Raw genomic sequence first — 23885 nt, forward strand, 5'->3', positions numbered from 1 at the left:
GTCCGATTTCCGCTGGTGAAGCGTGTCGGGCTCGCGCAGAATGGTGAGGTGAACACAGCAGCGTCGGCCCTCTTCGATCAGCGATACCGGGCAATGAAAGCGAAAGACAGCCGGTTCGACGGGCAGTTCATCACGGGCGTGCACACGACCGGAATCTACTGTCGCCCCAGCTGCCCGGCCCGCACTCCGCACCCGCAGAACGTGTCGTTCTTCGTGACCGCAGCGGCCGCACACCAGGCGGGGTTGCGGGCCTGCAAACGCTGCCTCCCCGACGCCGTTCCTGGTTCACCCGAGTGGAACCTGCGCGACGATCTCGCAGCCAGGGTCATGCGCCTGATCGACGATGGCGTCGTCGATCGCGAGGGGGTCGACGGTCTTGCCAGGCGCGTGGGCTACACCCCTCGGCACCTGACGAGAGTACTCACCGCGGAGCTCGGCGCCGGCCCGCAGGCGCTGGCCAGAGCCCACCGGGCCCAGAGTGCGCGAGTGCTTCTACAGAGCACCGAGCTGCCGCTCGCCCAGGTGGTGTTCGCGAGCGGCTTCTCGAGCGTTCGCGCCTTCAACGAGACAATTCTGGCGGTCTACGAGACATCTCCCAGCCGGTTGCGCGAGCAGGGCCGAGCAGGCCGACGCCACTCCGTCGCGGCCGCAGCCGACACCCCCGTCGGCCACGGCGTCGACTCTGCCACGGCTCCCAGCATCGACACTGCCGCTCCCACCATTGACCCTTCCTCTGCTGGCACCTGTGCCGCCGTGCCTCGGCCCACCCACCCGCTCAGTTCCGGCCCTGCGCAGAGCTCCACCACTGCGCCCCGTGCCGCCCCTGCCTCCGACGCCATCTCGGCGCACTGCACGTCGGGGCGCGTGAGGCTGACCCTCCCTGCGCGGCCTCCGTTCGACGGCACCGGTGTGATCGACTTCCTCGCTGCCCGCGCGGTCTCCGGAGTCGAAGACGTCAGTGACGGCACCTACCGCCGCAGCCTGCTGCTCCCCCACGGCCAGGTCGTCATCGCGGTGACCGACTCCAGCGGCGGAGTCGTCTGCACCGCCCAGCTCGAGAACCTTGCCGATGTGTCGACCCTCGCGTCACGGGTCCGCCGACTGTTAGACCTCGACGCTGACTCCCAGGCGATCGACGAGGTGCTGTCCCAGGTGCCAGAGCTCCGGGCCCGGGTGAAAGCCCTGCCGGGCATCCGGATGCCCGGCAGCACCGACCCGCACGAAGTCGTCTTTCGCGCCCTGGTGGGCCAGCAGATCTCTGTGAAGGCGGCACGAACCGTGCTGGGGCGACTCGCGACTGAGCTGGGAGACACGGTGACGGTCGGCTCCGACGCGGCGATCACCCGGTTGTTCCCGACCGCGGCCCAGATCGCCGAGCACGGCCGGGAAGTGCTGCGGGGGCCTGCGCGGCGCGTCGACACGATCATCCACACCGCCGAAGCGCTCGCGAGCGGCGAGATCTCGCTCGACGTCGGCACCTCGCACGCACAACTGCTCGAGCAATTGACGGCCGTGCCGGGGATCGGTGAGTGGACCGCGGGGTACGTCGCGATGCGCGTACTCGGGGCACCCGACGTGCTGCTCGACGGTGACCTGGCTGCGCGGGCGGGTGCGGCGAAGCTCGGGCTACCCTCTGGCAGGCGTGAACTGCGGGCATGGGCGGAGCGGGTCTCACCCTGGAGGAGTTACCTCGGCATGCACCTCTGGCGAGCCGCGGCCGGGTGACGGGCGCGAGCGTGTGCGAGAACGGGCGGAGAATTGCACATGTGTGCACGTCGGGGGCGCGCTGTGGCTGAGCTCATCCCGATGTCGGGTGGCTGCCGGATGCCGGATGCCCGTGGCAGGGTCGTAGTCTGAAGGAGTACCGAATTGCACCAGAGGAGTTGACCATGACCGAACCTCACCCGTGGCGTCGTTACGTCGCCCTCGGAGACTCGTTCACCGAAGGCATCGGTGACCCTGAACCGAAGAGCCTCGGCGGGCATCGCGGCTGGGCCGACCGGGTCGCAGAGGTTCTGAATGATCAGGCGAACGGTGAGCTCTCGTACGCGAACCTCGCGATTCGTGGGCGTCTCATCCGCCAGATCCTCGACGAACAGGTCGAGCCGGCCCTTGAACTGAAGCCCGACCTCATCACCATCTCGGCCGGTGGCAACGACATCATCCGCCCCGGCACCGATCCCGACGTGGTGGCGGCCCAGCTCGACGCCGGCATCGCCGAACTCAAGCAGAGCGGCGCGACCATCGTCGTGTTCACCGGCATGGATGTGGGGTTCCAGTCGGTCTTCCGCGGAATCCGCGGCAAGGTCGCGATCTACAACGAGAACATCCGCTCGATCGCGGCGCGGTACGACCTGCTCGTGGCCGACATGTGGGGCCTTGCATCGGTGCAGGATTCGACGATGTGGGCGCCCGACCGGCTCCACCCCAACTCCTTCGGCCACCACGAGATCGCGCGTATGGTGCTCGCGACGCTCAATGTGCCCAACGACCTCAAGCCGCACTCTCCCGAACCGCTGCCGGCGGCCAGCTGGCGACAGGCCAGGGCGGGCGACCTCGTGTGGGCTCGTGAGTTCTTCATGCCCTGGGTTCTGCGGCGGGTACGGCACCAGTCCTCGGGTGACGGCCTCTCCCCCAAGCGCCCGGATGCCGTGCCGGTGCTCTACGAACTGCCGACCCCTCTCGCCGAGGCTGCAGTGCCGGTGGTGGCCGACTAGCGATTCACTACTCGTCGAAGGCGGTCGAACCTGATCCGAACTGAACTGAACCGACCTGAACCGAAGCGATTGGCCGAGTCTGCCCGCCTGAGTTTCGTCCATCCGCGCGCACGGCGCTGCGGCTGTGGTCAGACGCGCAGGGCCCAGAGGGCGACCGCGCTCGCCGAGGCCACGTTGAGCGAGTCGACGCCGTGCAGCATCGGAATCGTCACAACGGTGTCCGCAACGCTCAGCGCGGCGCGGCTGAGCCCGTCACCCTCGGTGCCGAACACGATCGCCACGCGTTCGGGCGGCTCCACGGCGAACTCGTCGAGCGTCACGGCGTCGTCACTCAGTGCCAGCGCCGCGATCGTGAACCCGGCGTCGTGCAGCATCGGCGCGGCGAGCTCCCACTCCGGCAGCCGGGTCCACGGCACCTGCAGCACCGTTCCCATCGAGACGCGCACGCTTCTGCGGTAGAGCGGGTCTGCGCACCGGGGCGTGATGAGGACCGCGTCGGCCCCGAGCCCGGCCACCGAACGGAAGATCGCCCCGACGTTGGTGTGGTCGACGATGTCTTCGAGGATCACGACCCGCCGGGCATCCTGCAGCAGTGAAGCCACGCTGGGCAAGACCGGCCGATGCATCGAGGCGAGGGCGCCCCTGTGAAGGTTGAATCCGGTGAGGCTTTCGAGCAGGGCCGACTCCCCCACAAAGATCGGTACGTGATCGGCGACCAGAGGGCGGATGCTGTCGACCCACTTCGCCTCGCACAACACCGATCTCGGCACATGGCCGGCCGAGAGTGCCCGTTCGATCACCTTGGCGGACTCGGCGATGTAGAGGCCGCCCTCTGGTTCGCTGATGCGCCGCAGGGCGACATCGGTGAGGCCGGAGTAGTCCGAGAGGGCGGGGTCGCTGAGGTCGTCGATCTGAATTACGGGCACAGAACATCACTCTGCCAGTCGCGCGAAACATTTACGAAAACTGGGCTGTCTAGACTCAAGACAGAGTTCGAAGCCTAGGGAGGTGCGTTCATGGCACTCGTGGAGTCAGAACGCGGCCCCTCGGCGGTGATCGAGGCCACCCCTGGTGCGAGCGACACCGCCGTGTCGAACGACAGCGGCGTTGCGGCAGACGGTGGGCAACTGGATGATGTTGCCACCCTTCTGCGCGGCCGGCGCCTGGTCGTGCTCACCGGGGCCGGGGTGAGCACCGATTCGGGCATCCCCGACTATCGCGGCCAGGGTGCCCCCAAGCGCAACCCCATGACGTTCGACCAGTTCCTCTCGAACGGTGACTACCGAAAGCGGTACTGGGCCGGCAGCCACCTCGGCTGGAAGCTGTTCGACGCGGCACGGCCGAACGCCGGCCACGCCATTCTCGCCGACATGGAGAATGCGGGCATCGTCTCCGGGGTGATCACCCAGAACGTCGACGGTCTGCACGTGAGGGCCGGGTCGAACCGGGTCGTCGACCTGCACGGCTCGATGGATCGCGTACGTTGCCTGCGTTGCGGGCAGATGTACGCAAGGGCGAGCGTCGCGGAGCAGATCGATTCGGCGAACCCGTGGATCACCGAGCCCGATGCTGTCACGGTGAACCCCGATGGCGACGCCGACGTGCACAACTGGGCCGAGTTCATCGTGCCGGCGTGCACGGTGTGCAGGGGTACGCTCAAGCCCGACGTGGTGTTCTTCGGCGAGTTCATTCCGAAGGAGCGCTTCGGCGAAGCGAGTGACCTGCTGCGATCATCCGAAGCCCTCGTCATCGCCGGGTCGTCGCTGGTCGTCAATTCGGGAATTCGCCTGCTTGAGCAGGCCCGGCGCAAGAAGCTGCCGGTGGTCATCATCAATCGCGGGGTGACCAAGGGAGACTCGCGCGCCACGATCAAACTCGATGCGGGCACGACAGAGACGTTGACGGCGCTGGCCGAACGACTGCTGCCGTAGTCGTCATCGGCGAGTGCTTTTCGCTGCCGACTGCTACCGACGCTTCGCTGACTTTCTGGGCCTTCTCGCTCCCGGAGTGTTCCGGTTGCGACGACTCCGACCTATGCTGGTCTTGTCTGTTGCCGAACTGCTCGGAGGTTCACCGCTTGCTCACCCGAAACGCTTCATGACCCATCTTGCACTCGTGCGTCACGGTCAGACGGACTGGAATCTCGCCAAGCGGATCCAGGGCAGCACCGACATCCCTCTGAACGCCACGGGCCGGGCTGAAGCGGCCAGGACGGCACTCGTGCTGGGTCGCGATTCGTGGGACGCGATCCTCACCAGCCCGCTGGGGCGGGCGGTCGAGACAGCGCAGATCATCGCGGACTCCCTGGACCTCGGTGAGCCGCAGATTGTTCCTGGCCTGGTCGAACGCCACTACGGCGAGGCGGAGGGGCTGGATTCCGTCGAGTTGCACGAGCGGTTCCCCGGCCTGACGTTCGTGCCGGGCCGTGAGACCCACGCCGAGGTTCGTACACGTGTGCACGCTGCATTGATCGAGATCGCCGAAGCACGGCCAGGGCAGTCGGTGATAGTCGTCTGCCACGGCGGCGTCATCAGTGCGCTCGTTCGATTCGCAACGGGTGGCGGGCGCCCCAGGCCTGATGAGCGTATCCCCAACGGGTCGATCCACTACTTCAGCTACCTGGGAGGCGTGCTGCGCCTCGATGAGTTCAACGGCGAACCGGTGAATGAGCTAGCCCTTGAAGCAGAACAAGCAGCGCCTCAGCTGACGAACCCCAGCTGAATCGCTTCGCCTGGCTCCGGGAGGCGTCGGAGCGGGACGTCCATTCGGCGGGGTCTTCGAGCCGAACCACTGCCCGGGCGAAGGCGATGGCATCACGCGGTGCGAAGTAGAGTGTCGCCTCTCCCCCGATCTCGCGAAAGACCGGAATGTCACTGACGACGACCGGTGTTCCCCGGCTCATCGACTCCACGAGCGGAATACCGAAGCCCTCTTCGAGCGATGCACTCACCAGCGCGGTTGCGCGATCGATCTCCGCTGCGTACTCGCTGTCGCTGGCTCCGTTGTGAAAGACGAGATTGGCTGAGGGTGCCAGCGCGATGAGGCGTTGCCGGTCGGCGTCACGCACCGAGCTCATCAGATGCAGCTCGTAGTCGGGGAGCAGCGTCATGCCCTTCACGAGCGTCTCGACGTTCTTGTACGGCATGAACGAGCCCATGTACACGAGCGACTTCGCTCGGGGCTGGGCGGCATCGCCGGCGGAGTCTGTCGAAACCCCCACGCCCTCGTCGGTCTCGTCCAGCGCGTCGGCAGCGTTCCTGACCACCACGATCGGTCTCGTCGTGAGCCGATGCTCCTCCACCAGCTGTTTCGTCGTCTCCGACACCGTCACCACTGCATCGGCCCGGTTGAGAAGCCAGCGCTGGGGCCACCACGAGAGGTGATACAGGCGCCAGAGCGCCCGCAGTGGCCATCCGAACTCCCGGGGTGGCGTGGGGTTCGAATAGTAGATCAGGTCGTGCACGGTGAGCGCCAGCGGGTAGGCGCGACCGAAGGTGCCCATCGTCTGCATCGGAGTGAAGACGACGTCGGGGTGCAGGGCATTCACCTGCAGGGCAACCAGCGGTTCCCGGGGGCTCGTCGGTGCGCTGATCTTCTCCCAGGGCAGGTCGGGAAGCATGTCGAGCTGGCGTTCGTCGCTGATGAGCATCGTGACCGGGTGCAGCTCGGCCAACGCCGTCACGAGGCCCGCCGTATACCGGCTGATGCCGTCGTGCCGGCCGATGCGGGTATACCGGCAGTCGAAGACGACCTTCACGAGGCGGTGTCTCCTGAGGCGTTTTCGGGCTCGCGCTCTTCGGAGCCGCCGATCTCAGATTCTTCGCGCACGGCGTTGACCTTCGTGGTGCTGTCGGCCGCACCCAGAAAAGACTCGATCGCCTCGGCGGCCTCTGCCGGCATCTCGTAGTGCACGAGGTGACCGACACCGGGGAGCACGACGAGCCGGGCATCCGGAATCAGCTCGACGAGCCGGCGCTGTGCGGCAACAGGCGTGATGTCATCGTCGGCCGCAGCGATGAGGAGGGTGGGTGGGGCGATCTGGGCTGCGAACTCGGAGACGTCGTTGCTGACCGATGCCTCAAAGGCCTGCAGTACGACATCGCGATTCGAGAAGGCCCCGAAGAACTGGTCGTGCTGGCTGTGAATCCACTGGCGAAGCGTGGGGTTGCGGGTCTTGGCCATCGTGACGCTCATGATGCGCGTCACGGCCCCGAGCCGCAGCCACCAGAAGCCGGGTCTCTCGGGCAACCAGGCGCCGACCTTGTAGTAGAAGACGGCAAGCCGGGTCAGGATGCCACGGGGCCCCGAGAGGGCCGGCGCGGCGATCGGGTTCACCAGTACGACGTCGTCTGCGGCCAATCCGTCTGCGAGTGCTGCGGCGACGATGATCGAGCCGAAGGAGTGGCCGAGGATCACGACGTGCCCGGTGAGTCCGAGTGCCGGCACGAGCTCGCGCAGCCACGCTGAGTAGCCGTGGATGTCGTGGGCGCGCCCCAGGGGCGTGGAGATTCCGAATCCCGGGAGGTCGGCGAGCACCACCCTGTGGTCAGGGAGCTGCGCGGCGATCGGCTCGAGGCCGTGGTGGTCGCCGCGGAAGCCGTGCACCATCACGATGGTCGTCTCGGCTGACTCTGGCCCGTAGATCCAGAGCTCTGTCGTGCCGCCGGCGACTTCGATCGAGCGGCGTGCGAGTGCGAGGGCGGCGAGCTGGGTGGCGTAGGGCGAGGGCGGAATCATCGTGGGCCAGTTTATCCGCTGCTTCGGTTGCTCCGGCCGTGGCTCGCATGTCTGTGCACAGGGTTGCGTGAAGGTGGAGTTTGCACAAGGGTCGACATTCCGACTTCGACGAAGCGTTGTGCCCGGGGTATCGTGAAACGTGGGCGCTGTTGGCCCCCCGACTGTTATCAGGGAAGGTCTGCTGTGAGCTTTACTGCACCCATTCAACTGCCCGGCCTGACGCTCGACCCGCAGTGGTTCAGGCGCTCAGTGTTCTACGAAGTAATGGTGCGGTCGTTCGTCGACAGCAACGGCGACGGGGCGGGCGACCTCGCGGGATTGGTCTCGAAGCTCGATTACCTGCAGTGGCTCGGCATCGACGGCCTGTGGCTGCCACCGTTCTTCGACTCGCCTCTCCGCGACGGTGGGTACGACATCTCGGACTACCGGAAGATCCTGCCCGAGTTCGGCTCCATCGACGAATTCCGCGACCTGGTGACGAAGGCGCACGAGCGCAACATGCGAATCGTGATCGACCTGCCGCTGAACCACACCTCCGATGCGCACGAGTGGTTCCAGCAGTCACGCTCTGACCCAGAGGGGCCGTATGGAGACTTCTATGTGTGGAGCGACACCGACAAGAAGTACGAAGACATCCGCATCATCTTTGTCGACACTGAAGAATCGAACTGGACGTTCGATCCCGTGCGCCGCCAGTTCTTCTGGCACCGCTTCTTCTCCCACCAGCCTGACCTCAACTTCGAGAACCCCGCGGTGCATGAGGCGATGTTCGACACCGTGCGCTTCTGGCTCGACCTCGGTGTCGACGGGTTCCGCCTCGACGCCATCCCCTACCTGTATGAGTCTGAAGAGGGCAACGGTGAGGGCGAGCCGAAGACGCACGAGTTCGTCGCGAAGCTCCGCAAGATGGTCGACCGCGAATACCCCGGCCGCATCATGATCGCCGAGGCCAACCAGTGGCCGCGCGAGGTCGCCGCGTTCTTCGGAACGGAAGAAGACCCCGAATGCCACATGGCGTTCGACTTCCCTGTGATGCCGCGAATCTTCTATTCCCTACGCTCGCAGACCGCGGGCGAGCTGATCAGAGTGCTGTCCGAGGTTCCCGAGATCCCCGAAGGGGCCGGCTGGGGGGTCTTCCTGCGCAACCACGACGAGCTCACGCTCGAGATGGTGTCAGAGGAATACCGGCAGGCGATGTACGGCTGGTACGCCTACGATCCGCGTATGCGTGCCAACATCGGCATCAGGCGCCGACTGGCGCCGCTGCTCGACAACTCGCGTGCGGAACTCGAACTGGCGCACGCACTGCTCTTCTCCCTCGCGGGCAGCCCCTTCCTGTACTACGGGGATGAGATCGGCATGGGCGACAACATCTGGCTGCCCGACCGTGATTCTTCTCGCACGCCCATGCAGTGGACTCCCGACCGGAATGCAGGGTTCTCCACTGCAGATCCGGGCAAGCTGTTCCTGCCTGTTGTGCAGTCGCTGGTCTACAACTACTCGCTCGTCAACGTCGAATCCCAGCTCGCGCAGTCGCGCTCTATGCTGCACTGGGTTCGCAACGTCATCCACGTGCGCAAGGCGCATCCGGCATTCGGGCTCGGCGACCTGAAGATCGCGCCGACGAACCACGAGTCAGTCATGGCGTTCGTGCGCTCCTACGCCGGAGCAAACACCCAATGGGGTGACGCACCCGAGCGCATCCTCTGCGTCTTCAGTTTCGCCCACAATCCTGTGTCTGTGACGATCGACCTCGCCGACTTCGCCGGCCGAGGCCTTTCCGACCTCTTCGGTGGAGGGGAATTCCCCACCATCAGTGCCGAGGGCACTGTGACGCTCACCCTGGCCACGCAGAGCTTCTACTGGCTGCACATCGGCCAGCCGGCCACAGAGCAGGTGTTCTAGGAGCCCCGTGGCGAAACCATTCGGGAGACACGCGCTGCCAGCGAATCTGTGGCGCGCGGGAGGGCATGACGACCTACCGTCGGTGGGTCGACGTAAAGTCAGATCGTGCCCACATCAACGCAGCCTCTCACCGTGACCCTGTTCGACCTGGAGCCTGCGGAGATCCTGCCCCACGGTCGGCACGTGCTCGTCGATCGGCCAGAAGCACCGTCAGTGCCCCTCGTCTCGCGAGCGGGAGCATCGACAGCTGGCAGCGACAGGGCCGCCAGTGCTGGCACCATGCTTCCTCCGGGGCCGGCGTGGTCGCACCGACTCGCCGTCTTCGACCTCGAGACCACCGGAATCGACGTCGAGACCAGCCGGATCGTCACGGCCAACGTCAGCATCATCGACCACGACGGCGTGTGTCTCTCGCGCCTCGACTGGATGGCTGACCCGGGCATCCCGATTCCCGCACAGGCCTCGGCCGTGCACGGGGTGAGCACCGAGCGCGCGGTGGCTGAGGGTCGCCCAGCAGCCGAGGTCATCACCGAAGTCGTCTCTGCCCTCGCCAACGCTCTGGACGAAGGCCTGTCGATCGTCATCTACAACGCCCCCTATGACCTGACCCTCCTCGACCGCGAGGCGAAACGCTACGGCATCCAGCCGTTGGGCGAGCCGGCCGCCGTCGTCGATCCCCTCGTGATCGACAAGGCACTCGACCGTTACCGAAAAGGCAAGCGCACCCTCGAAGCAGCTGCACTCTTCTACGGAGTCGAGCTACTCGACGCGCACGACGCAGGCGCTGACGCCATCGCGGCGGGGCGTGTGGCACAGGCCCTGGCCCTTCGCTACGGGGTTGAACTCGACGTGACCCAGGCCGAACTGCATCGCTCGCAGGCGCGGTGGTTCAGCGAGCAGGCGACCAGCTTCCAGGACTACATGCGTCGCACCAAAGACCCGACCTTCACGGCCCGCACGGCCTGGCCGCTCGGCTGAGTGCAGGGCTCCCCCATTCCGCGGCTCGCATCCCTGAGAACCAGCTCCGGCAGATTCTGCCGGGCGGGGCTGGTCATTGCCGTCGTCACGCTCTGTGCGGGTTGCGGTCTCGTTCCTGACCAGACTCCGACGCCCACCGCATCCACCGTGCCCTTCCCGGCGACAGCGACGTCGACGCCAGCAAGCCCGGGCACAATGGAGGGTCCGTTGCTGACGGCGACTCCTCTGCCGTCGCCAGCACAGCCATCGACGAACGTCCCTGCCCCGACAACGAAGGCCACTGGCGCCCCAGCGAATTGACGTGTGAAGCTGGGCAGTCGCGACAAGACGGACGATTGCAGGTGTCCTTCACGCACAGAAGGCGACCAGCCGAAGCCGATCGCCTTCTGTGAAGAGAACTGGTGGGCTACTTGCCGAAGCCCTTGTAGCGGCTGTTGAACTTCTCAACACGGCCGGCCGAGTCGAGGATGCGCTGCTTGCCCGTGTAGAACGGGTGCGACTCGCTGGAGATTTCGACGTCGATCACCGGGTAGGTGTTGCCGTCTTCCCACTCGATCGTCTTCTGGCTCGTCACCGTCGAACGAGTGAGGAACGTTGCTCCCGAAGCCAGGTCGCGAAAGACGACGGGCAGGTAGTCGGGGTGGGTGTCGGTCTTCATAGTGATTCCTTGGATACTGCGTGGGGTGAGGGGTGAATTGAACAAAAAGTCATGGCTCGAGGGCCAGCTGTAAAGCTTACCAGATGTAGCGCTGGACTCAACCCGCAGCCCGGGCGGAGTATCGCCCGTCCGACTCGGTCAGAACGATCGGCAGCCCGAACGTGGCCTCGAGGTTCTCGGCCGTGAGGGCGTCTGCCAGGGTGCCGGCAGCGACGATCGACGCCTTCGAGATGAGGAGCACGTGGGTGAACCCGCGAGGGATCTCCTCGACGTGGTGCGTGACCATCACGATGGCCGGCGCCGAAGGGGCACTGGCATAGCCGCCGAGCAGCTGCAGGAGCTCTTCGCGGGCGCCGAGGTCTAGGCTCGCGGCGGGCTCATCGAGAAGCAGCAGTTCAGGGTCGGTCATGACCGAGCGGGCGATCTGCACCCGTTTCTGCTCACCATCGCTCAGCGAACCAAAGCGACGCTCTTCAAGATGGCCGAGACGCCACTCCGCGAGCACCCGTTGGGCGCGCCGGAGGTCGATCTCGTCGTACTGCTCGTTCCAGCGACCGGTGACGGAGTATGCGGCGGTCAACACGACGTTCAGCACGGTCTCGTCGGCCGGAAACCGCTTCGCCATGGCAGAAGACGCGAAACCGACTCGGGGACGCAACTCGAACACATCGACGCGGCCCATGCGCGAATCCAGGATCTGCGCCGTGCCGGAACTCGGGTGAACCATCGCGGAGGCGAGCTGCAACAGTGTCGTCTTGCCGGCACCGTTGGGCCCGAGGATCACCCACCGCTGGTCTGCTTCGACCCTCCAGTTGATGTCGTCGAGGATGCGATTGCCGTTGCGGACGACCGACACGTCTTTGAGGTCAAGAACTGTGGGCATAGCGACAAGCCTATCGGGCACAGCTGCGGCAACAGCTCACAACAGGCTGCGGTAGATGCGTTCGGTCTCTTCGGCGATCTGTTTCCAGCTGAAGATGCTCTCAGCACGAAGACGACCGGCGGCACCCATCATCCGTGCCGAATCGGGGTCGGCCAGAACCTCACGCAGGGTGCCAGCGAGGTCGTGTACAAAGCGCTCGGGGTCGACCGGCGTACCGGTTCCGTCGGTCAGCTGCTCGATGGGCACGAGGCGGCCGGTGACGCCGTCATCGACGACCTCCGGAATGCCGCCAGTGGCTGTGCCGACGACGGGCAGCGCGCACGCCATCGCCTCGAGGTTGACGATCCCGAGCGGCTCGTAGACCGAGGGGCACACGAATACTGTCGCGCTCGACAGCACCGCTGAGAGATCGTGCTGGCTCAGCAGCTCCGGAATCCAGACCACGCCGGAGCGCTCTTCCTGCAGTGCCCGCACGCCCGCTGTGACCTCGGCCATGATCTCCGGCGTGTCAGGCGCGCCCGCGCAGAGGATGAGCTGGACATCCGCCGGCAGTTGCTTGGCCGCGCGAAGAAGGTACGGCAGGCCCTTCTGGCGAGTGATTCGGCCCACGAAGACAACGGATGGCCGGGACACGTCGATTCCCCACCGCTGGAGCACCTCGGGGTCGTGTACGGGCTTCCACTTCTCGAGGTCGATGCCGTTGTAGACGACGCTCACCCGGTCTTCAGGAATGCCTGGGTATGAGCGAAGGATGTCGTTCCGCATGCCGCCACTCACGGCGATCACAGAATCCGCACTCTCGAAGGCGTTCTTCTCGATCCAGCTCGAGACGCGGTAGCCGCCGCCGAGCTGTTCGGCCTTCCAGGGACGAAGTGGCTCGAGTGAATGGGCAGTGACGACGTGCGGGATGCCGTGCAGCATCGAACCCAGTTGCCCGGCCGCGTTGGCATACCAGGTGTGGGAGTGCACGACATCGGCACCCGCGAGGTCATTGGCGATCTGCAGGTCGACGCCCAGAGTGGAGAGCGTGGGGTTCGCACCGACCAACTCCGTCGGTGTCTGGTACGAGAACACGCCGTCTTCGCTGCGCGGCGCGCCGAAAGCGCGAACGATGACGTCGATGTTCACCCGGAGGGCTTTGACAAGTTCGGCGACGTGTACCCCCGCCCCGCCATAGACCTCTGGTGGATATTCTCTGGAAATCACATCGACGCGCACAGCCACGAACCTAGTACGGAACATCCACGGAGTACAGGTCCGTGTTCATGCTCTTTTGCCGTGTCGCGGGTGTCCTATTGTTGAGCTATGGCTGCATCAAAGAAGATCTTCGGCATCGTGCTCGCTGGTGGCGAAGGTAAGAGGCTCATGCCCCTGACCGCAGACCGAGCGAAGCCCGGTGTCCCGTTCGGTGGCGGTTATCGCCTGATCGACTTCGCACTCTCGAACCTCATCAATTCGGGGCTGACGAAGATCGTTGTGCTGACCCAGTACAAGTCGCACAGTCTCGACCGCCACGTCTCGCAGACGTGGCGGCTCTCCGGCCTGCTCGACTCCTATGTAGCCTCTGTGCCCGCCCAGCAGCGCCTCGGCAAGCGGTGGTTCAGCGGTTCGGCCGACGCCATCCTGCAGAGCCTCAACCTGATTCGTGACGAGATGCCCGACATCGTGGTCGTCGTCGGTGCAGACCACGTCTATCGCATGGACTTCGCGCAGATGATCCAGGCACACGTCGCGTCGGGCGCCAGTGCCTCCGTTGCCGCGATCCGCCAGCCCATGGAGCTCTCCGACCAGTTCGGCATCATTCAGACCGACCCCGAGAAGCCCGGTTTCATCTCCGAGTTCCTCGAGAAGCCCAAGGTCGCCGTCGGCATCGCCGACTCACCTGGTGAAGTGCTCGCTTCGATGGGCAACTACGTCTTCAACACTGATGCCCTCATCGAAGCCGTCATCAGAGACGGCGAGAAGCCCAACTCGAACCACGACATGGGTGGGGACATCATCCCGGACTTCGTTTCGAGAGGTGAGGCCGTCGTCTATGACCTCTCTGACAACGAGGTTCCCGGCGCGACCGACCGAGACCGGTACTACTGGCGCGACGTCGGTACCATCGAGTCGTTCTACGATGCGCACCAGGACCTCATCTCGGCGCTGCCGGTCTTCAACCTCTACAACAGCGAATGGCCTATCTACACCCAGCAGCTCAACTCACCGCCTGCGAAGTTCGTGCGCGACGCGAAGGGCAACAGCGGAACCACGATCGAGTCGATCGTCTCGCTCGGCTGCCTCATCTCGGGCGCCCGCATCGAGCGCAGCGTTCTCGGCCCGTGGGTCACCATCGAGTCGAGCGCCCTCGTTCAAGACGCGGTGCTCTTCGACCGCGTGCACATCGAGCCTGACGCCGTGGTGCGCCGCGCTATTCTGGACAAGAATGTGGTTGTCGCTGCCGGGGCCATGATCGGAATCGACCATGCTCGCGACCGCGAACGTGGCTTCACCGTGACAGAAACCGGCATCACCGTGGTCGGCAAGGGAGTTCGCGTAGAACCATGAATGAGAACCTGCTGATTCCGGATGCTCGCACCCCCCTTCAGCAGGCACCCTCACTCTCACCCTCACACCCCGACTCCACCCAGGGGGGTGGTCGGGCCCGGTTCCTCGTGGTACTCGACGTGGACTCCACGCTGATCGAGAACGAGGTCATCGAGCTGCTGGCGGCGTGCGCGGGGAGGCTCGCCGAGGTCGCCGAGGTGACGGAGCGTGCGATGTCGGGTGAACTCGACTTCGAAGCGAGCCTGCGCGCTCGGGTGGCGACACTCGCCGGGCTCTCGACCTCGTGTTTCGCCGACGTGGCAGCAGACATCCGCGTCACCGACGGTGTCACTGGGCTCATCTCGGCCCTGCACGCGGCCGGCGGGCTGGTCGGGGTCGTCTCCGGAGGATTCCACGAACTCGTCGATGGGGTCGCCGAGTCTCTCGGCCTCGACTTCTGGAGCGCCAATCGGCTCGAGGCGGTCGACGGCGTTCTGACCGGTCAGGTGATCGGCCCGGTGATCGATGCACAGGCCAAGGCCGATTCGCTCGAAACGTGGGCCCGAGCATCCGGAATCCCGCTGAGCCAGACCGTGGCCGTCGGCGACGGCGCGAACGACCTTCTGATGATGGATGTTGCGGGGCTGAGCGTGGCGTTCTGCGCCCGGCCGGTCGTGCGGGCATCGGCGAACCTCGCCATCGACACCCGCGATCTCTCGCAGCTCCTCCCCCTGCTGGGTCTCCGCGGCTGACACTCCGGCGGCTGGGTCAGTGACCCATGCCGAGCCCGCCGTCGACGGGGATGACCGCACCCGAGATGTACGAGGCGTCGTCTGAGGCGAGCCAGGTGACCACACGGGCAACCTCGCCCGGCGTAGCGAAGCGGCCGGCGGGGATGCTCTTCTTGTATTCGGTCTGCAGGGCATCCGACAGCTCAGCCGTCATCTCGGTCTCGATGAACCCGGGCGCGACGACGTTCGCGGTGATGCCGCGGGCCCCGAGTTCGCGGGTGACCGAGCGGGCGAGGCCCACGAGGCCGGCTTTCGACGACGAATAGTTGACCTGACCCGCAGAACCATAGAGCCCGACCACGCTGGAGATCAGGATGATCCGGCCGAAGCGTGCCTTGAGCATGCCCTTCGACGACCTCTTCACGACGCGGAACGCCCCCGTGAGGTTCGCATCGATGACGTCGGTGAAATCTGATTCGCTCATGCGCATGAGCAGCGTGTCCCTGGTGATTCCGGCATTCGCGACGACGACTTCGACCGGGCCGAGGGCTGCTTCGACCTCGGTGAATGCGGCGTCGATCGAGGCGGAGTCGGTGACGTCGGCGCGCACGGTGAGAGACCCGGCAGGCCCTTCGCCGGAGCGCGCGGTCACGGCGACCCTGTGCCCCTGGGCGACGAATTCCGAAGCGATCGCGTAGCCGATGCCGCGGTTGCCCCCCGTGATGAGAACGGTGCGGGGGGCGGAAGTCGTGGTGCTCATGCGTGCTCTTCTCTTCGCTGTCAACCCAGTCGTGTTCCTGAGCCGCATCCCAGCATACGAGAGTCCTACGGAGCGTAGAATCGGATGATCCTCCTCTCGAAGTGGCAGCCACAATGAAGCATGAGCAGCAGCAGTCGATCACGTCACTCCCCCAGTCCCCGGCGGAGGAGCGGCACAGCCGCATGATCCGGTACTCGGTTGCCATGGGCATCCGTCTGCTGTGCCTCGCAGGCCTGCTCTTCGTGCAGGGCTGGTGGTTGCTGGTGCTCGGTGTGGCGGCCGTCGTTCTGCCGTGGTTCGCCGTCGTGATCGCCAACACGGGTTCGAACACGCCCGGCACCATGCAGCCCCCCGGAGGCACGATGGTGCCGTTCGGCCAGCCTCCCCTGCAGCGCGGCGGCCGGGAAACCGGTGGTCGGCCCGAGTGATGTCGATGCTTGGCCTGGGTGCCCCGCCCGGTGTGCGTGAGTGCTCGCGTGCGGGCTGCCGGTCTGAGGCGACGTACTCGATCGGGTGGCGCAACCCTCGCATCCACTCCGAAGACCGCGTGAAGGTCTGGGTGGCGTGCGCCGAGCACGTCGAATACCTGAGTGAGTTCCTTCGTGCGCGTGACTTTCCCGTCACGGTGACAGCACTTCAGGCAGCCCAGGCATGATCGAGGAGCGTGCGACCGTCGCTGAGCGTCGAACCGACGTCGCGCAAAGGCGAGGCGGCGCGCTTGCTCACCCGGCTGCGCACCAAGGGAGCCCGGTCGCCGTCTACGACACCGTCACCGAGGGGATGGGCGGGTGGCAGTTCCTGCGCACCGCTCGGTGGTGCGGGTTCATCGCCGCCACGATTCTCTTCGCGATCATCTGCCTGTTTCTCGCCAACTGGCAATGGGATCGTGGACGACAGGCCTCCGCTGACAACGACGTCGTCTCGGCCAATTTCGCCGCCGACCCCGTGCCGATCGACACGGCGTTGCCGACACTCGTTTCGTACGACGCCAGTCAGAACTGGCAGCGGGTCTCCGTCACGGGCGTCTACCGCGCAGATGAAGAACTCGTCGTACGCAACCGCTCGAACGACGGTGCGAACGGCTTCGAGGTGATCACCCCCCTGGAGCTCAGCGACGGCTCGGTGCTCGTGGTCGATCGGGGCTGGGTGGCACCCTCACCCGATGACTCCCTGGCTCCAGGCACGATACCGAACCCGGCGTCGGGCGCGGTGGATCTTGTCGTGCAGCTGAGGCCGAGCGAGGCGCCCCTCGGAAGCGCCACTCCGACGGCGAACCAGATCGGGTCGATCACATTGCCGCGCGTTCAGCAGGCCATCGGCGGGAACGTCTACGTCGGGGCATACGGAGTGCTCGACAGTAAGTCCGCGGCCGCAAATACGGGGCTTGCTCCGATCCAGAAGACCATGCCCACCGAAGACGTGGGTCTCCACTACTCCTACCTGGTTCAGTGGCTGTCATTCGCCGTGCTTGGCTTCGTGGTTCTCGGATTCGCGATACGCAAGGAGTACCGACGGCTCAACTCCGACGATCCCGACGAGCGGGCGCGCGCTACCGAGCGGCTGCACAAGCGTGCCCGCAAGGCGTTCACCGACGAGGAACTCGAGGACGAGGCGATCGACGGGTACCTTCCCCTCACGCGCTGGGGCATCACGGGCGGCAGAGCATCGACAGGGGCGCCACGTGGTGCACTGACGCGCACACAGGCGAGCCTCGATCCCGAGGGCGAAACGGGAGCCCAGGCACCAACAGTCTCCGCATCGCCGGAGATCTACGTCATCGAAGCGAAGTCCACCGAGATCGACGACGAGGTCGACACGAAGAACTGAGCAGGGCAAGCGCCAGGACGCGCAGCAGCGGCAGGCTGCTACGCGAGTTCGATGAGGTCCTGGTAGTCCTTGTTCCAATGATCTTCGACACCGTCGGGGAGGATCAGCACGCGCTCAGGGTTCAGCGCCATGACGGCGCCCTCGTCGTGGCTGACCAACACCACTGCGCCGGCGTAGTTGGCCAGGGCATCCAGAATCTCTTCACGGGAAGCCGGGTCGAGGTTGTTCGTGGGCTCATCGAGCAGAAGCACGTTGGCGCCCGACACGACGATCATCGCCAGGGCGAGGCGCGTCTTCTCTCCACCGGAGAGAACGCCCGCCAGCTTGTGGGAGTCATCACCGGTGAACAGGAACGAGCCGAGAACGCGCCTGGCCTCGGTCTCGGTGAGGTTGGGCGATGATGAGACCATGTTCTGCAGCACCGAGCGTTTGACGTCGATGGTCTCGTGCTCCTGTGCGTAGTAGCCGATGCGCAGGCCGAAGCCCGGTTCGACCTGACCCGTGTCTGGCTTGTCGATGCCGGCGAGAATGCGCAGCAGCGTGGTCTTGCCGGCACCGTTGAAGCCGAGAATGACGACCTTCGAGCCGCGGTCGATCGCGAGGTCGACGGCGGTGAAGATCTCTAGCGATCCGTAGCTCTTGGAAAGGTCGCTTGCCATCAGTGGCGTGCGGCCGCAGGCAACCGGGTCGGGGAAACGCAGCTTCGCCACGCGGTCGACCACGCGGGTCTCGTCGAGGCCCGAGAGCATCTTCTCGGCGCGACGCACCATCTGGTGCGCGGCGGCAGCCTTCGAGGCCTTTGCTCCGAACCGGGCGGCCTGCATCTGCAGCACGCCGGCCTTCTTCTCGACGTTGACGCGCTCCTTCTTGCGGCGTTCTTCGTCGCTCGCGCGCTGGCGCAGGTAGTTCTTCCAGCCCATGTTGTAGATGTCGATGACCGTGCGGTTCGCGTCAAGGTAGAAGACACGGTTCACGGTTTCTTCGACGAGCGCCACGTCGTGGCTGATCACGATCAGGCCGCCCTGGAAGTTCTTGAGGAACTCGCGCAGCCACACCACGGAGTCGGCATCGAGGTGGTTGGTCGGTTCGTCGAGCAGCATGGTGTCTGCGCCCGAGAACAGGATGCGGGCGAGTTCGATACGACGACGCTGCCCGCCCGAGAGGGTCGACAGCGGCTGGTCGAGGATGTGGTCGGGCAGGCTGAGGTTCGACGCGATCGAGGCCGCTTCTGCCTCAGCAGAGTACCCGCCGAGGGAGTTGAAACGGTCATCCAGATTGCCGTAGCGCTTCATGGCCTTGTCGACGACCTTGGGGTCTGATGATGACATGTCGAGTTGGGCCTGCTGCATCTGCAGAACGATCTGGCCGAGGTCGCGGGCATCGAGGATGCGCGTGCGCGCCAGGTCCTCAGGGTTGCCCGAGCGCGGGTCCTGCGGCAGGTAGCCGATCTGGCCCGACATGTCGATGCGGCCACCATCGGGCTTCAGCTCACCTGCCAGGGTCTTCGTGAGCGTGGTCTTGCCGGCGCCGTTTCGGCCCACCAGCCCGATCTTGTCACCGGCGGAGACGCGAAAATTCACGTCGGACATCAGAACGCGGGCGCCAACTCGGAGCTCAAGATCATGCACACTGAGCACAGGAGTAGTCCAATTCTTTTGTCGCGCGGGTGCGACACGGGTGGGAGGGGATCCTTCCAGTATAAATCGGGAACGCCAGTGATTATTCTGGGGCGCTCTGGAGCACTGGTGAGGGGGTTGAACGCGACGAAGCGCTGGTACCGGAATCCTGTTCGAGCTTGGGCGATGAATTCAGATCGAGAAGCCGAGGGCCCTCATCATGTCGCGACCGTCATCGGTGATCTTGTCGGGGCCCCACGGCGGCATCCAGACCCAGTTGATGCGAAAGGCCTCGACCACGCCGTCGAGCGCCTCGGCGGTCTGCTCTTCGAGCACGTCGGTCAACGGGCATCCGGCGCTCGTCAGGGTCATGCTGATGATGAGAGCGTCGTTCTCGTCATCCCAGCCGAGGTCGTAGATGAGCCCGAGGTCGACGACATTGATGCCGAGCTCCGGGTCCATGACGTCTTTGAGTGCCTCTTCGACCTGGTCGAATTTGGCAGGCTCGAGTGTGGTGACCATAGAAAAAGTCTACGCTCTCTGAACTGTTAGCGGGCCGGTGCGGAGACGGAGGCGGCGTCAGCAGCTGCCGCGTCGGCCGCGATGGCCTCGGCGTTGGCGGCGACATAGACGTCGTAACCCTCGTTCTCGAGCTGCACGGCGAGCTCGGGTCCGCCCGACTCGACGACACGTCCGGCGACGAAGACGTGCACGAAATCAGGAGTGATGTACTTGAGGATGCGGTTGTAGTGCGTGATCAGCAGCACACCGAGGTCGGTGTTCTGCTTGGCGCGGTTCACACCCTCAGACACGATCTTGAGTGCGTCGACGTCGAGTCCGGAGTCTGTCTCGTCGAGAACGGCGAACTTCGGCTTCAGCAGCTCGAGCTGCAGGATCTCGTTGCGCTTCTTCTCCCCGCCCGAAAAGCCTTCGTTGACGTTGCGCTCGGCGAACGTCTTGTCCATTCGCAGGGCCTCCATCGAGCTGCGCACGTCTTTGACCCAGGTGCGGATGGGCGGCGCAGAGCCGTCGATCGCTGTCTTGGCAGTACGCAGGAAGTTCGTGACGGTCACGCCGGGGATCTCGACCGGGTACTGCATCGCGAGAAAGAGGCCGGCGCGGGCGCGGGCGTCGACAGTGAGTTCTGTCATCTCCTCGCCGTCAAGTGTGATCGAACCACTCGTGATCTGGTATTTGGGATGACCGGCGATCGCATACGCGAGCGTCGACTTGCCCGAGCCGTTCGGCCCCATGATCGCGTGCGTCTCGCCCTGGTTGATGGTGAGGTTGACGCCGCGCAGGATCTCTTTCGAGCCCTGTTCGGTCTCGACACTCACGTGCAGGTCGCGGATTTCAAGTACAGACATGTCTAGGCGTTTTCTTTTGTCGTCGTCGGGTCGATGACCGACGTGGGGTCTATGTAGATGTCTCCGTCGATGATGCTGAGCTCATAGACGGGAACCGGCTCGTAGGCCGGCAGGGTGAGCGGGCGACCGGTCTTCAACGAGAACTTCGAACCGTGGGCCCAGCACTCGAGAGTGGGCCCCACAGCGGACGCTTCGGCCGAGGGAGCGTCCTCGACGAAACCCTCTGCCAGCGAGATGTCGCCGTGGGTGCAGGTGTCGCCGATGGCGAAGCACTCCCCCGCCGAATCCTTCACCAGTGCGATGGCGACGCCGTCGATCTCGACGCGCAGAGCCTCGTTCGCATTGAGTTCGTCGAGCGAACAGATCTTCACTGCGGCCATCAGAGGGCACCATCGATTTCGTTCGGTGAAGCGGGTATCGAACCGGCAACTCCCGTGAGTTCGGCTTCGACAGCCTGGGTGAGCTGTTCCTCGAGGGCCGGAGAACCGATCTGCTGGATGATCTCAGCCAGGAAGCCGCGCACCACGAGTCGCCTCGCCTCTTCTTCGGTGATTCCCCGTGACTGCAGGTAGAACAGCTGCTCATCGTCGAATCGCCCGGTCGAGCTTGCGTGCCCTGCGCCGAGGATATTGCCGGTCTCGATTTCGAGGTTAGGAATCGAGTCGGCGCGTGTACCCTCGCTCAGCACGAGGTTGCGGTTCTCCTCGTAGCTGTCGGTGCCGTTCGCGCTCTGGCGGATCAGCACGTCGCCGACCCAGACCGAGTGCGCGCCTTCACCCTGCAGTGCGCCTTTGTACTTGACCCGGCTACGCGAGTTCTCGGCCTCATGGTCGATGTAGACACGCTGTTCGAGGTGCTGGCCGGCGTCGGCGAAGTAAAGCCCGTATGCCTCTGTCGCGCTGCCCTGGCCGGAGAGGTGGATGCTCGGGTTCACCCGGACGATCGAACCCCCGAGCGAGACCACGATGTGGCGGAGGCTCGCATCGCGGCCAACCTGCGCGAAATGGCTGGCGAGGTGGGCTGCGGAGTCGTTCCAGCGCTGCACGCTGACCACGGTGAGGTGGGCACCTTCGCCGACCACAATCTCGACGTTCTCGCTGAGGCGGGCATCGCCCGAGTTCTCGAGGATGACGTGACCGCGGCTGTTCGGGGCAGCGGTGATGACCGTGTGAGCAGCGCGCGGCGTCGCTCCGAGGGAATCCCGGGTGACGACGAGTTCGGCTCCTGGCTCTACACCCGTCACGTCGATCGCGAGGGCCTGGCCGAAGGCAGACCAGGCGTTTGCGCTGGCCTTGTCTTCAGGGAGCCCTGCACTGCCGATGCGGCTGTCAGTGCGGTCAATCCACGAAACGGTGAAACCGTCGACATCTTTCGTCTCCGAAGTGCCGTCGGTTGCGCCGTCGAGAGCGCCGGAGATCAGGTCGGTCACGAGCTTGATCGGCGTGAGCTTCCAGTCGACCTCGTGACCGGTGGGGTTGCCGAAGTCGGTGACGTTCGCGGAGGCATAGCGCTCGGAGCGGGTCTGAACGGGCCGTTCCTGCCAGGCGCCGTCGGTGTGCGACCTCGACCCGATCGGCTCGCCGCGGTGGCCACCCGGAGTGCGGACCACTTCGTTCACGGCAGCGCTTTCGGGCGCAGTTGTATCAGCTGGTGCTGCGGTGGTCATTAACCTACTGACCCTTCCATGCCCATTTCGATGAGCTTGTTGAGTTCGAGGGCGTACTCCATCGGCAGTTCACGCGCGATGGGTTCGATGAATCCTCGAACGATCATCGCCATGGCCTCGTCTTCGGGCAGCCCGCGGCTCATCAGGTAGAAGAGCTGCTCTTCGCTGACCCGCGAAACGGTTGCTTCGTGACCGAGCTGTACATCATCCACCCGGATATCGATCGCCGGGTATGTGTCTGAGCGCGACTGGGTGTCGACGAGCAGTGCATCGCAGCGCACGGTGTTGGCCGAGTGGTGTGCGTTCTCAGCGACCCGGACCTCGCCCCGGTAGCCCGCACGACCGCCGCCACGGGCGATTGACTTCGAAACGATCGACGACTGCGTGTACGGCGCCATGTGGATCATCTTCGCGCCGGCGTCCTGGTGCTGGCCGGGGCCGGCGAAGGCGACAGACAGCGTCTCACCCTTGGCGTGCTCGCCGACCAGGTAGATCGACGGGTACTTCATGGTTACCTTCGAGCCGATGTTGCCGTCGATCCACTCCATGGTCGCGCCTTCGTGCGCAATGGCGCGCTTGGTCACCAGGTTGTAGACGTTGTTCGACCAGTTCTGGATCGTCGTGTAGCGAACGCGAGCGTTCTTCTTCACGATGATCTCGACGACGGCCGAGTGCAGCGAGTCGCTCTTGTAGATCGGGGCCGTGCAGCCCTCGATGTAGTGAACGTACGAGCCCTCGTCGGCGATGATCAGCGTGCGCTCGAACTGGCCCATGTTCTCGGTGTTGATGCGGAAGTAGGCCTGCAGCGGAATCTCGACGTGCACGTTCTTCGGCACGTAGACGAACGAGCCGCCTGACCACACTGCTGTGTTGAGGGCCGCGAACTTGTTGTCACCGCTCGGGATGACCGTGCCGAAGTACTCGTCGAAGAACTCCGGGTGCTCGCGCAGGGCGGTGTCGGTATCCATGAAGATGACGCCCTGAGCCTCGAGGTCTTCGCGGATGGTGTGGTACACCACCTCGGACTCGTACTGCGCGGCGACACCGGAGACGAGGCGCTGGCGCTCCGCCTCAGGAATCCCGAGCTTCTCGTAGGTGTTCTTGATGTCGTCTGGCAGGTCTTCCCAGGTCTGGGCCTGCTTCTCCGTGGAGCGCACGAAGTACTTGATGTTGTCGAAGTCGATGCCGGAAAGGTCTGCTCCCCACGTCGGCATCGGTTTGCGTTCGAAGATCGAGAGCGCCTTGAGGCGGGTCTTGAGCATCCATTCCGGTTCGCTCTTCAGCGTCGAGATGCCCGTGACGACCTCAGGAGAGATACCGCGCTTTGCGATCGCTCCGGCGGCGTCAGAGTCGGACCACCCGAACTCGTACACCCCCAGGTTCTGAAGTTCTGGCCGGTCGATGAGTACGTCTGTCATGACTTTCTCCCTTCCTTACTGCACTTACAACATGTCACGATCCTTCACCATTCCGCGAGGAATTCCCGGGAGACCTGAACGGCCCTGAAGCTG

Annotated in this window: 25 protein-coding genes; 11 read left to right on the forward strand and 14 right to left on the reverse strand. The window is 64.9% G+C overall.

The window, feature by feature from the left end:
- Nucleotides 1-48 precede the first annotated feature (48 nt).
- Entirely contained in the window at nucleotides 49-1725 is a 1677-nt protein-coding gene (locus KPL76_RS10975) for a DNA-3-methyladenine glycosylase 2 (RefSeq protein WP_256438713.1), read from the forward strand.
- Between the two features lie 164 nt (nucleotides 1726-1889).
- Nucleotides 1890-2717: an SGNH/GDSL hydrolase family protein gene (locus KPL76_RS10980; protein ID WP_216333337.1), complete on the forward strand. Its 828-nt coding sequence runs from the start codon at nucleotides 1890-1892 to the stop codon at nucleotides 2715-2717.
- 128 nt (nucleotides 2718-2845) lie between these two features.
- Here the strand turns inward: KPL76_RS10980 and KPL76_RS10985 are convergent, their stop codons facing one another.
- Complete coding sequence (locus KPL76_RS10985; protein ID WP_216333339.1) at nucleotides 2846-3643, reverse strand: RNA methyltransferase; 798 nt, start codon at nucleotides 3641-3643, stop codon at nucleotides 2846-2848.
- A 90-nt stretch (nucleotides 3644-3733) separates the two neighbouring features.
- Here KPL76_RS10985 and KPL76_RS10990 point away from each other — a divergent pair, with 90 nt between their 5' ends.
- Nucleotides 3734-4648 (forward strand): Sir2 family NAD-dependent protein deacetylase, encoded by a 915-nt coding sequence (locus KPL76_RS10990; RefSeq protein ID WP_216333348.1) that lies wholly within the window; start codon nucleotides 3734-3736, stop codon nucleotides 4646-4648.
- A 166-nt stretch (nucleotides 4649-4814) separates the two neighbouring features.
- Nucleotides 4815-5438, forward strand: coding sequence for a histidine phosphatase family protein (locus KPL76_RS10995; protein WP_216333350.1), 624 nt, complete (start codon nucleotides 4815-4817; stop codon nucleotides 5436-5438).
- On the opposite strand, the gene KPL76_RS11000 is transcribed toward KPL76_RS10995, so the two are convergent.
- On the reverse strand, nucleotides 5365-6474 hold the full coding sequence (locus tag KPL76_RS11000) for a glycosyltransferase family 1 protein (RefSeq protein ID WP_216333352.1): 1110 nt from the start codon (nucleotides 6472-6474) through the stop codon (nucleotides 5365-5367). The two genes, KPL76_RS10995 and KPL76_RS11000, sit on opposite strands and share 74 nt — an antisense overlap.
- Nucleotides 6471-7454 (reverse strand): alpha/beta fold hydrolase, encoded by a 984-nt coding sequence (locus KPL76_RS11005; protein ID WP_216333354.1) that lies wholly within the window; start codon nucleotides 7452-7454, stop codon nucleotides 6471-6473. Before KPL76_RS11005 ends, KPL76_RS11000 begins: the two co-directional genes overlap by 4 nt.
- 183 nt (nucleotides 7455-7637) lie before the next feature.
- On the opposite strand from KPL76_RS11005, the gene treS reads away from it, so the two are divergent.
- Together treS and KPL76_RS11015 are read left to right on the forward strand one after the other, a co-directional pair.
- The gene (treS, locus tag KPL76_RS11010) at nucleotides 7638-9359 is read left to right on the forward strand and encodes a maltose alpha-D-glucosyltransferase (protein WP_216333371.1); all 1722 of its coding nucleotides are present in this window, start codon (nucleotides 7638-7640) and stop codon (nucleotides 9357-9359) included.
- Nucleotides 9360-9464: 105 nt separating this feature from the next.
- Nucleotides 9465-10337, forward strand: coding sequence for an exonuclease domain-containing protein (locus tag KPL76_RS11015; RefSeq protein WP_371733895.1), 873 nt, complete (start codon nucleotides 9465-9467; stop codon nucleotides 10335-10337).
- Here the strand turns inward: KPL76_RS11015 and KPL76_RS11020 are convergent.
- The 4 genes from KPL76_RS11020 to glgA form a co-directional block, all read right to left on the reverse strand.
- On the reverse strand, nucleotides 10277-10618 hold the full coding sequence (locus tag KPL76_RS11020) for a hypothetical protein (protein WP_216333373.1): 342 nt from the start codon (nucleotides 10616-10618) through the stop codon (nucleotides 10277-10279). The genes KPL76_RS11015 and KPL76_RS11020 overlap by 61 nt on opposite strands.
- A gap of 125 nt (nucleotides 10619-10743) precedes the next feature.
- Nucleotides 10744-10995, reverse strand: coding sequence for a type B 50S ribosomal protein L31 (locus KPL76_RS11025; RefSeq protein ID WP_188679140.1), 252 nt, complete (start codon nucleotides 10993-10995; stop codon nucleotides 10744-10746).
- Nucleotides 10996-11092: 97 nt separating this feature from the next.
- A complete protein-coding gene (locus tag KPL76_RS11030; protein ID WP_216333375.1) occupies nucleotides 11093-11878 on the reverse strand; it encodes an ABC transporter ATP-binding protein in 786 nt (261 codons plus the stop codon).
- A gap of 36 nt (nucleotides 11879-11914) precedes the next feature.
- Complete coding sequence (gene glgA, locus KPL76_RS11035) at nucleotides 11915-13096, reverse strand: glycogen synthase (RefSeq protein ID WP_216336399.1); 1182 nt, start codon at nucleotides 13094-13096, stop codon at nucleotides 11915-11917.
- An 87-nt stretch (nucleotides 13097-13183) separates the two neighbouring features.
- Here glgA and KPL76_RS11040 point away from each other — a divergent pair, with 87 nt between their 5' ends.
- Together KPL76_RS11040 and serB are read left to right on the forward strand one after the other, a co-directional pair.
- Nucleotides 13184-14428, forward strand: coding sequence for a glucose-1-phosphate adenylyltransferase (locus KPL76_RS11040; protein WP_216333378.1), 1245 nt, complete (start codon nucleotides 13184-13186; stop codon nucleotides 14426-14428).
- Complete coding sequence (gene serB, locus KPL76_RS11045) at nucleotides 14425-15159, forward strand: phosphoserine phosphatase SerB (RefSeq protein WP_216333380.1); 735 nt, start codon at nucleotides 14425-14427, stop codon at nucleotides 15157-15159. The genes KPL76_RS11040 and serB overlap by 4 nt, the downstream gene beginning before the upstream one ends.
- A 16-nt stretch (nucleotides 15160-15175) precedes the next feature.
- On the opposite strand, the gene fabG is transcribed toward serB, so the two are convergent.
- Nucleotides 15176-15898 carry a 3-oxoacyl-ACP reductase FabG gene (gene fabG / locus KPL76_RS11050; RefSeq protein ID WP_216333382.1) on the reverse strand — a complete coding sequence of 241 codons (723 nt, stop codon included), beginning with the start codon at nucleotides 15896-15898 and terminating at the stop codon, nucleotides 15176-15178.
- 113 nt (nucleotides 15899-16011) lie between these two features.
- On the opposite strand from fabG, the gene KPL76_RS11055 reads away from it, so the two are divergent.
- Genes KPL76_RS11055 through KPL76_RS11065 form a run of 3 tightly spaced genes read left to right on the forward strand, consistent with a single transcriptional unit; the run spans nucleotide 16012 to nucleotide 17725 of the window.
- Nucleotides 16012-16326, forward strand: coding sequence for a DUF3099 domain-containing protein (locus tag KPL76_RS11055; protein WP_216333384.1), 315 nt, complete (start codon nucleotides 16012-16014; stop codon nucleotides 16324-16326).
- Between the two features lie 5 nt (nucleotides 16327-16331).
- Nucleotides 16332-16553 carry a hypothetical protein gene (locus KPL76_RS11060; protein WP_371733896.1) on the forward strand — a complete coding sequence of 74 codons (222 nt, stop codon included), beginning with the start codon at nucleotides 16332-16334 and terminating at the stop codon, nucleotides 16551-16553.
- A complete protein-coding gene (locus KPL76_RS11065) occupies nucleotides 16550-17725 on the forward strand; it encodes an SURF1 family protein (RefSeq protein WP_216333388.1) in 1176 nt (391 codons plus the stop codon). Before KPL76_RS11060 ends, KPL76_RS11065 begins: the two co-directional genes overlap by 4 nt.
- Before the next feature lie 38 nt (nucleotides 17726-17763).
- Here the strand turns inward: KPL76_RS11065 and KPL76_RS11070 are convergent, their stop codons facing one another.
- The 6 genes from KPL76_RS11070 to sufB all read right to left on the reverse strand — a co-directional run bounded on the left by KPL76_RS11070 (nucleotide 17764) and on the right by sufB (nucleotide 23792).
- The gene (locus KPL76_RS11070) at nucleotides 17764-19362 is read right to left on the reverse strand and encodes an ABC-F family ATP-binding cassette domain-containing protein (protein WP_216333390.1); all 1599 of its coding nucleotides are present in this window, start codon (nucleotides 19360-19362) and stop codon (nucleotides 17764-17766) included.
- A gap of 171 nt (nucleotides 19363-19533) precedes the next feature.
- A complete protein-coding gene (locus KPL76_RS11075; protein WP_216333392.1) occupies nucleotides 19534-19863 on the reverse strand; it encodes a metal-sulfur cluster assembly factor in 330 nt (109 codons plus the stop codon).
- Nucleotides 19864-19889: 26 nt separating this feature from the next.
- The gene (gene sufC, locus KPL76_RS11080) at nucleotides 19890-20708 is read right to left on the reverse strand and encodes a Fe-S cluster assembly ATPase SufC (RefSeq protein WP_216333394.1); all 819 of its coding nucleotides are present in this window, start codon (nucleotides 20706-20708) and stop codon (nucleotides 19890-19892) included.
- A 2-nt stretch (nucleotides 20709-20710) separates the two neighbouring features.
- Complete coding sequence (locus tag KPL76_RS11085) at nucleotides 20711-21088, reverse strand: non-heme iron oxygenase ferredoxin subunit (protein ID WP_216333396.1); 378 nt, start codon at nucleotides 21086-21088, stop codon at nucleotides 20711-20713.
- Entirely contained in the window at nucleotides 21088-22374 is a 1287-nt protein-coding gene (gene sufD / locus KPL76_RS11090) for a Fe-S cluster assembly protein SufD (RefSeq protein WP_216333399.1), read from the reverse strand. The genes KPL76_RS11085 and sufD overlap by 1 nt, the downstream gene beginning before the upstream one ends.
- Nucleotides 22374-23792, reverse strand: coding sequence for a Fe-S cluster assembly protein SufB (sufB, locus tag KPL76_RS11095; RefSeq protein ID WP_205108850.1), 1419 nt, complete (start codon nucleotides 23790-23792; stop codon nucleotides 22374-22376). Before sufB ends, sufD begins: the two co-directional genes overlap by 1 nt.
- Nucleotides 23793-23885 lie beyond the last annotated feature (93 nt).

It is taken from the genome of Subtercola sp. PAMC28395, from assembly GCF_018889995.1.
GTDB lineage: Bacteria > Actinomycetota > Actinomycetes > Actinomycetales > Microbacteriaceae > Subtercola.

Excerpts from the sequence above, each read along its gene's own strand:
- KPL76_RS11065 (WP_216333388.1), top strand. The coding sequence starts at position 16,550 with ATGATCGAGGAGCGTGCGACCGTCGCTGAGCGTCGAACCGACGTCGCG.
- KPL76_RS11085 (WP_216333396.1), bottom strand. The coding sequence starts at position 21,088 with ATGGCCGCAGTGAAGATCTGTTCGCTCGACGAACTCAATGCGAACGAG.
- KPL76_RS11025 (WP_188679140.1), bottom strand. The coding sequence starts at position 10,995 with ATGAAGACCGACACCCACCCCGACTACCTGCCCGTCGTCTTTCGCGAC.
- sufB (WP_205108850.1), bottom strand. The coding sequence starts at position 23,792 with ATGACAGACGTACTCATCGACCGGCCAGAACTTCAGAACCTGGGGGTG.
- KPL76_RS11040 (WP_216333378.1), top strand. The coding sequence starts at position 13,184 with ATGGCTGCATCAAAGAAGATCTTCGGCATCGTGCTCGCTGGTGGCGAA.
- serB (WP_216333380.1), top strand. The coding sequence starts at position 14,425 with ATGAATGAGAACCTGCTGATTCCGGATGCTCGCACCCCCCTTCAGCAG.
- KPL76_RS11060 (WP_371733896.1), top strand. The coding sequence starts at position 16,332 with ATGCTTGGCCTGGGTGCCCCGCCCGGTGTGCGTGAGTGCTCGCGTGCG.
- KPL76_RS10995 (WP_216333350.1), top strand. The coding sequence starts at position 4,815 with ATGACCCATCTTGCACTCGTGCGTCACGGTCAGACGGACTGGAATCTC.
- KPL76_RS11030 (WP_216333375.1), bottom strand. The coding sequence starts at position 11,878 with ATGCCCACAGTTCTTGACCTCAAAGACGTGTCGGTCGTCCGCAACGGC.
- KPL76_RS10990 (WP_216333348.1), top strand. The coding sequence starts at position 3,734 with ATGGCACTCGTGGAGTCAGAACGCGGCCCCTCGGCGGTGATCGAGGCC.
- sufC (WP_216333394.1), bottom strand. The coding sequence starts at position 20,708 with ATGTCTGTACTTGAAATCCGCGACCTGCACGTGAGTGTCGAGACCGAA.
- KPL76_RS11075 (WP_216333392.1), bottom strand. The coding sequence starts at position 19,863 with ATGGTCACCACACTCGAGCCTGCCAAATTCGACCAGGTCGAAGAGGCA.
- KPL76_RS11005 (WP_216333354.1), bottom strand. The coding sequence starts at position 7,454 with ATGATTCCGCCCTCGCCCTACGCCACCCAGCTCGCCGCCCTCGCACTC.
- KPL76_RS10980 (WP_216333337.1), top strand. The coding sequence starts at position 1,890 with ATGACCGAACCTCACCCGTGGCGTCGTTACGTCGCCCTCGGAGACTCG.
- sufD (WP_216333399.1), bottom strand. The coding sequence starts at position 22,374 with ATGACCACCGCAGCACCAGCTGATACAACTGCGCCCGAAAGCGCTGCC.
- KPL76_RS11055 (WP_216333384.1), top strand. The coding sequence starts at position 16,012 with ATGAAGCATGAGCAGCAGCAGTCGATCACGTCACTCCCCCAGTCCCCG.
- fabG (WP_216333382.1), bottom strand. The coding sequence starts at position 15,898 with ATGAGCACCACGACTTCCGCCCCCCGCACCGTTCTCATCACGGGGGGC.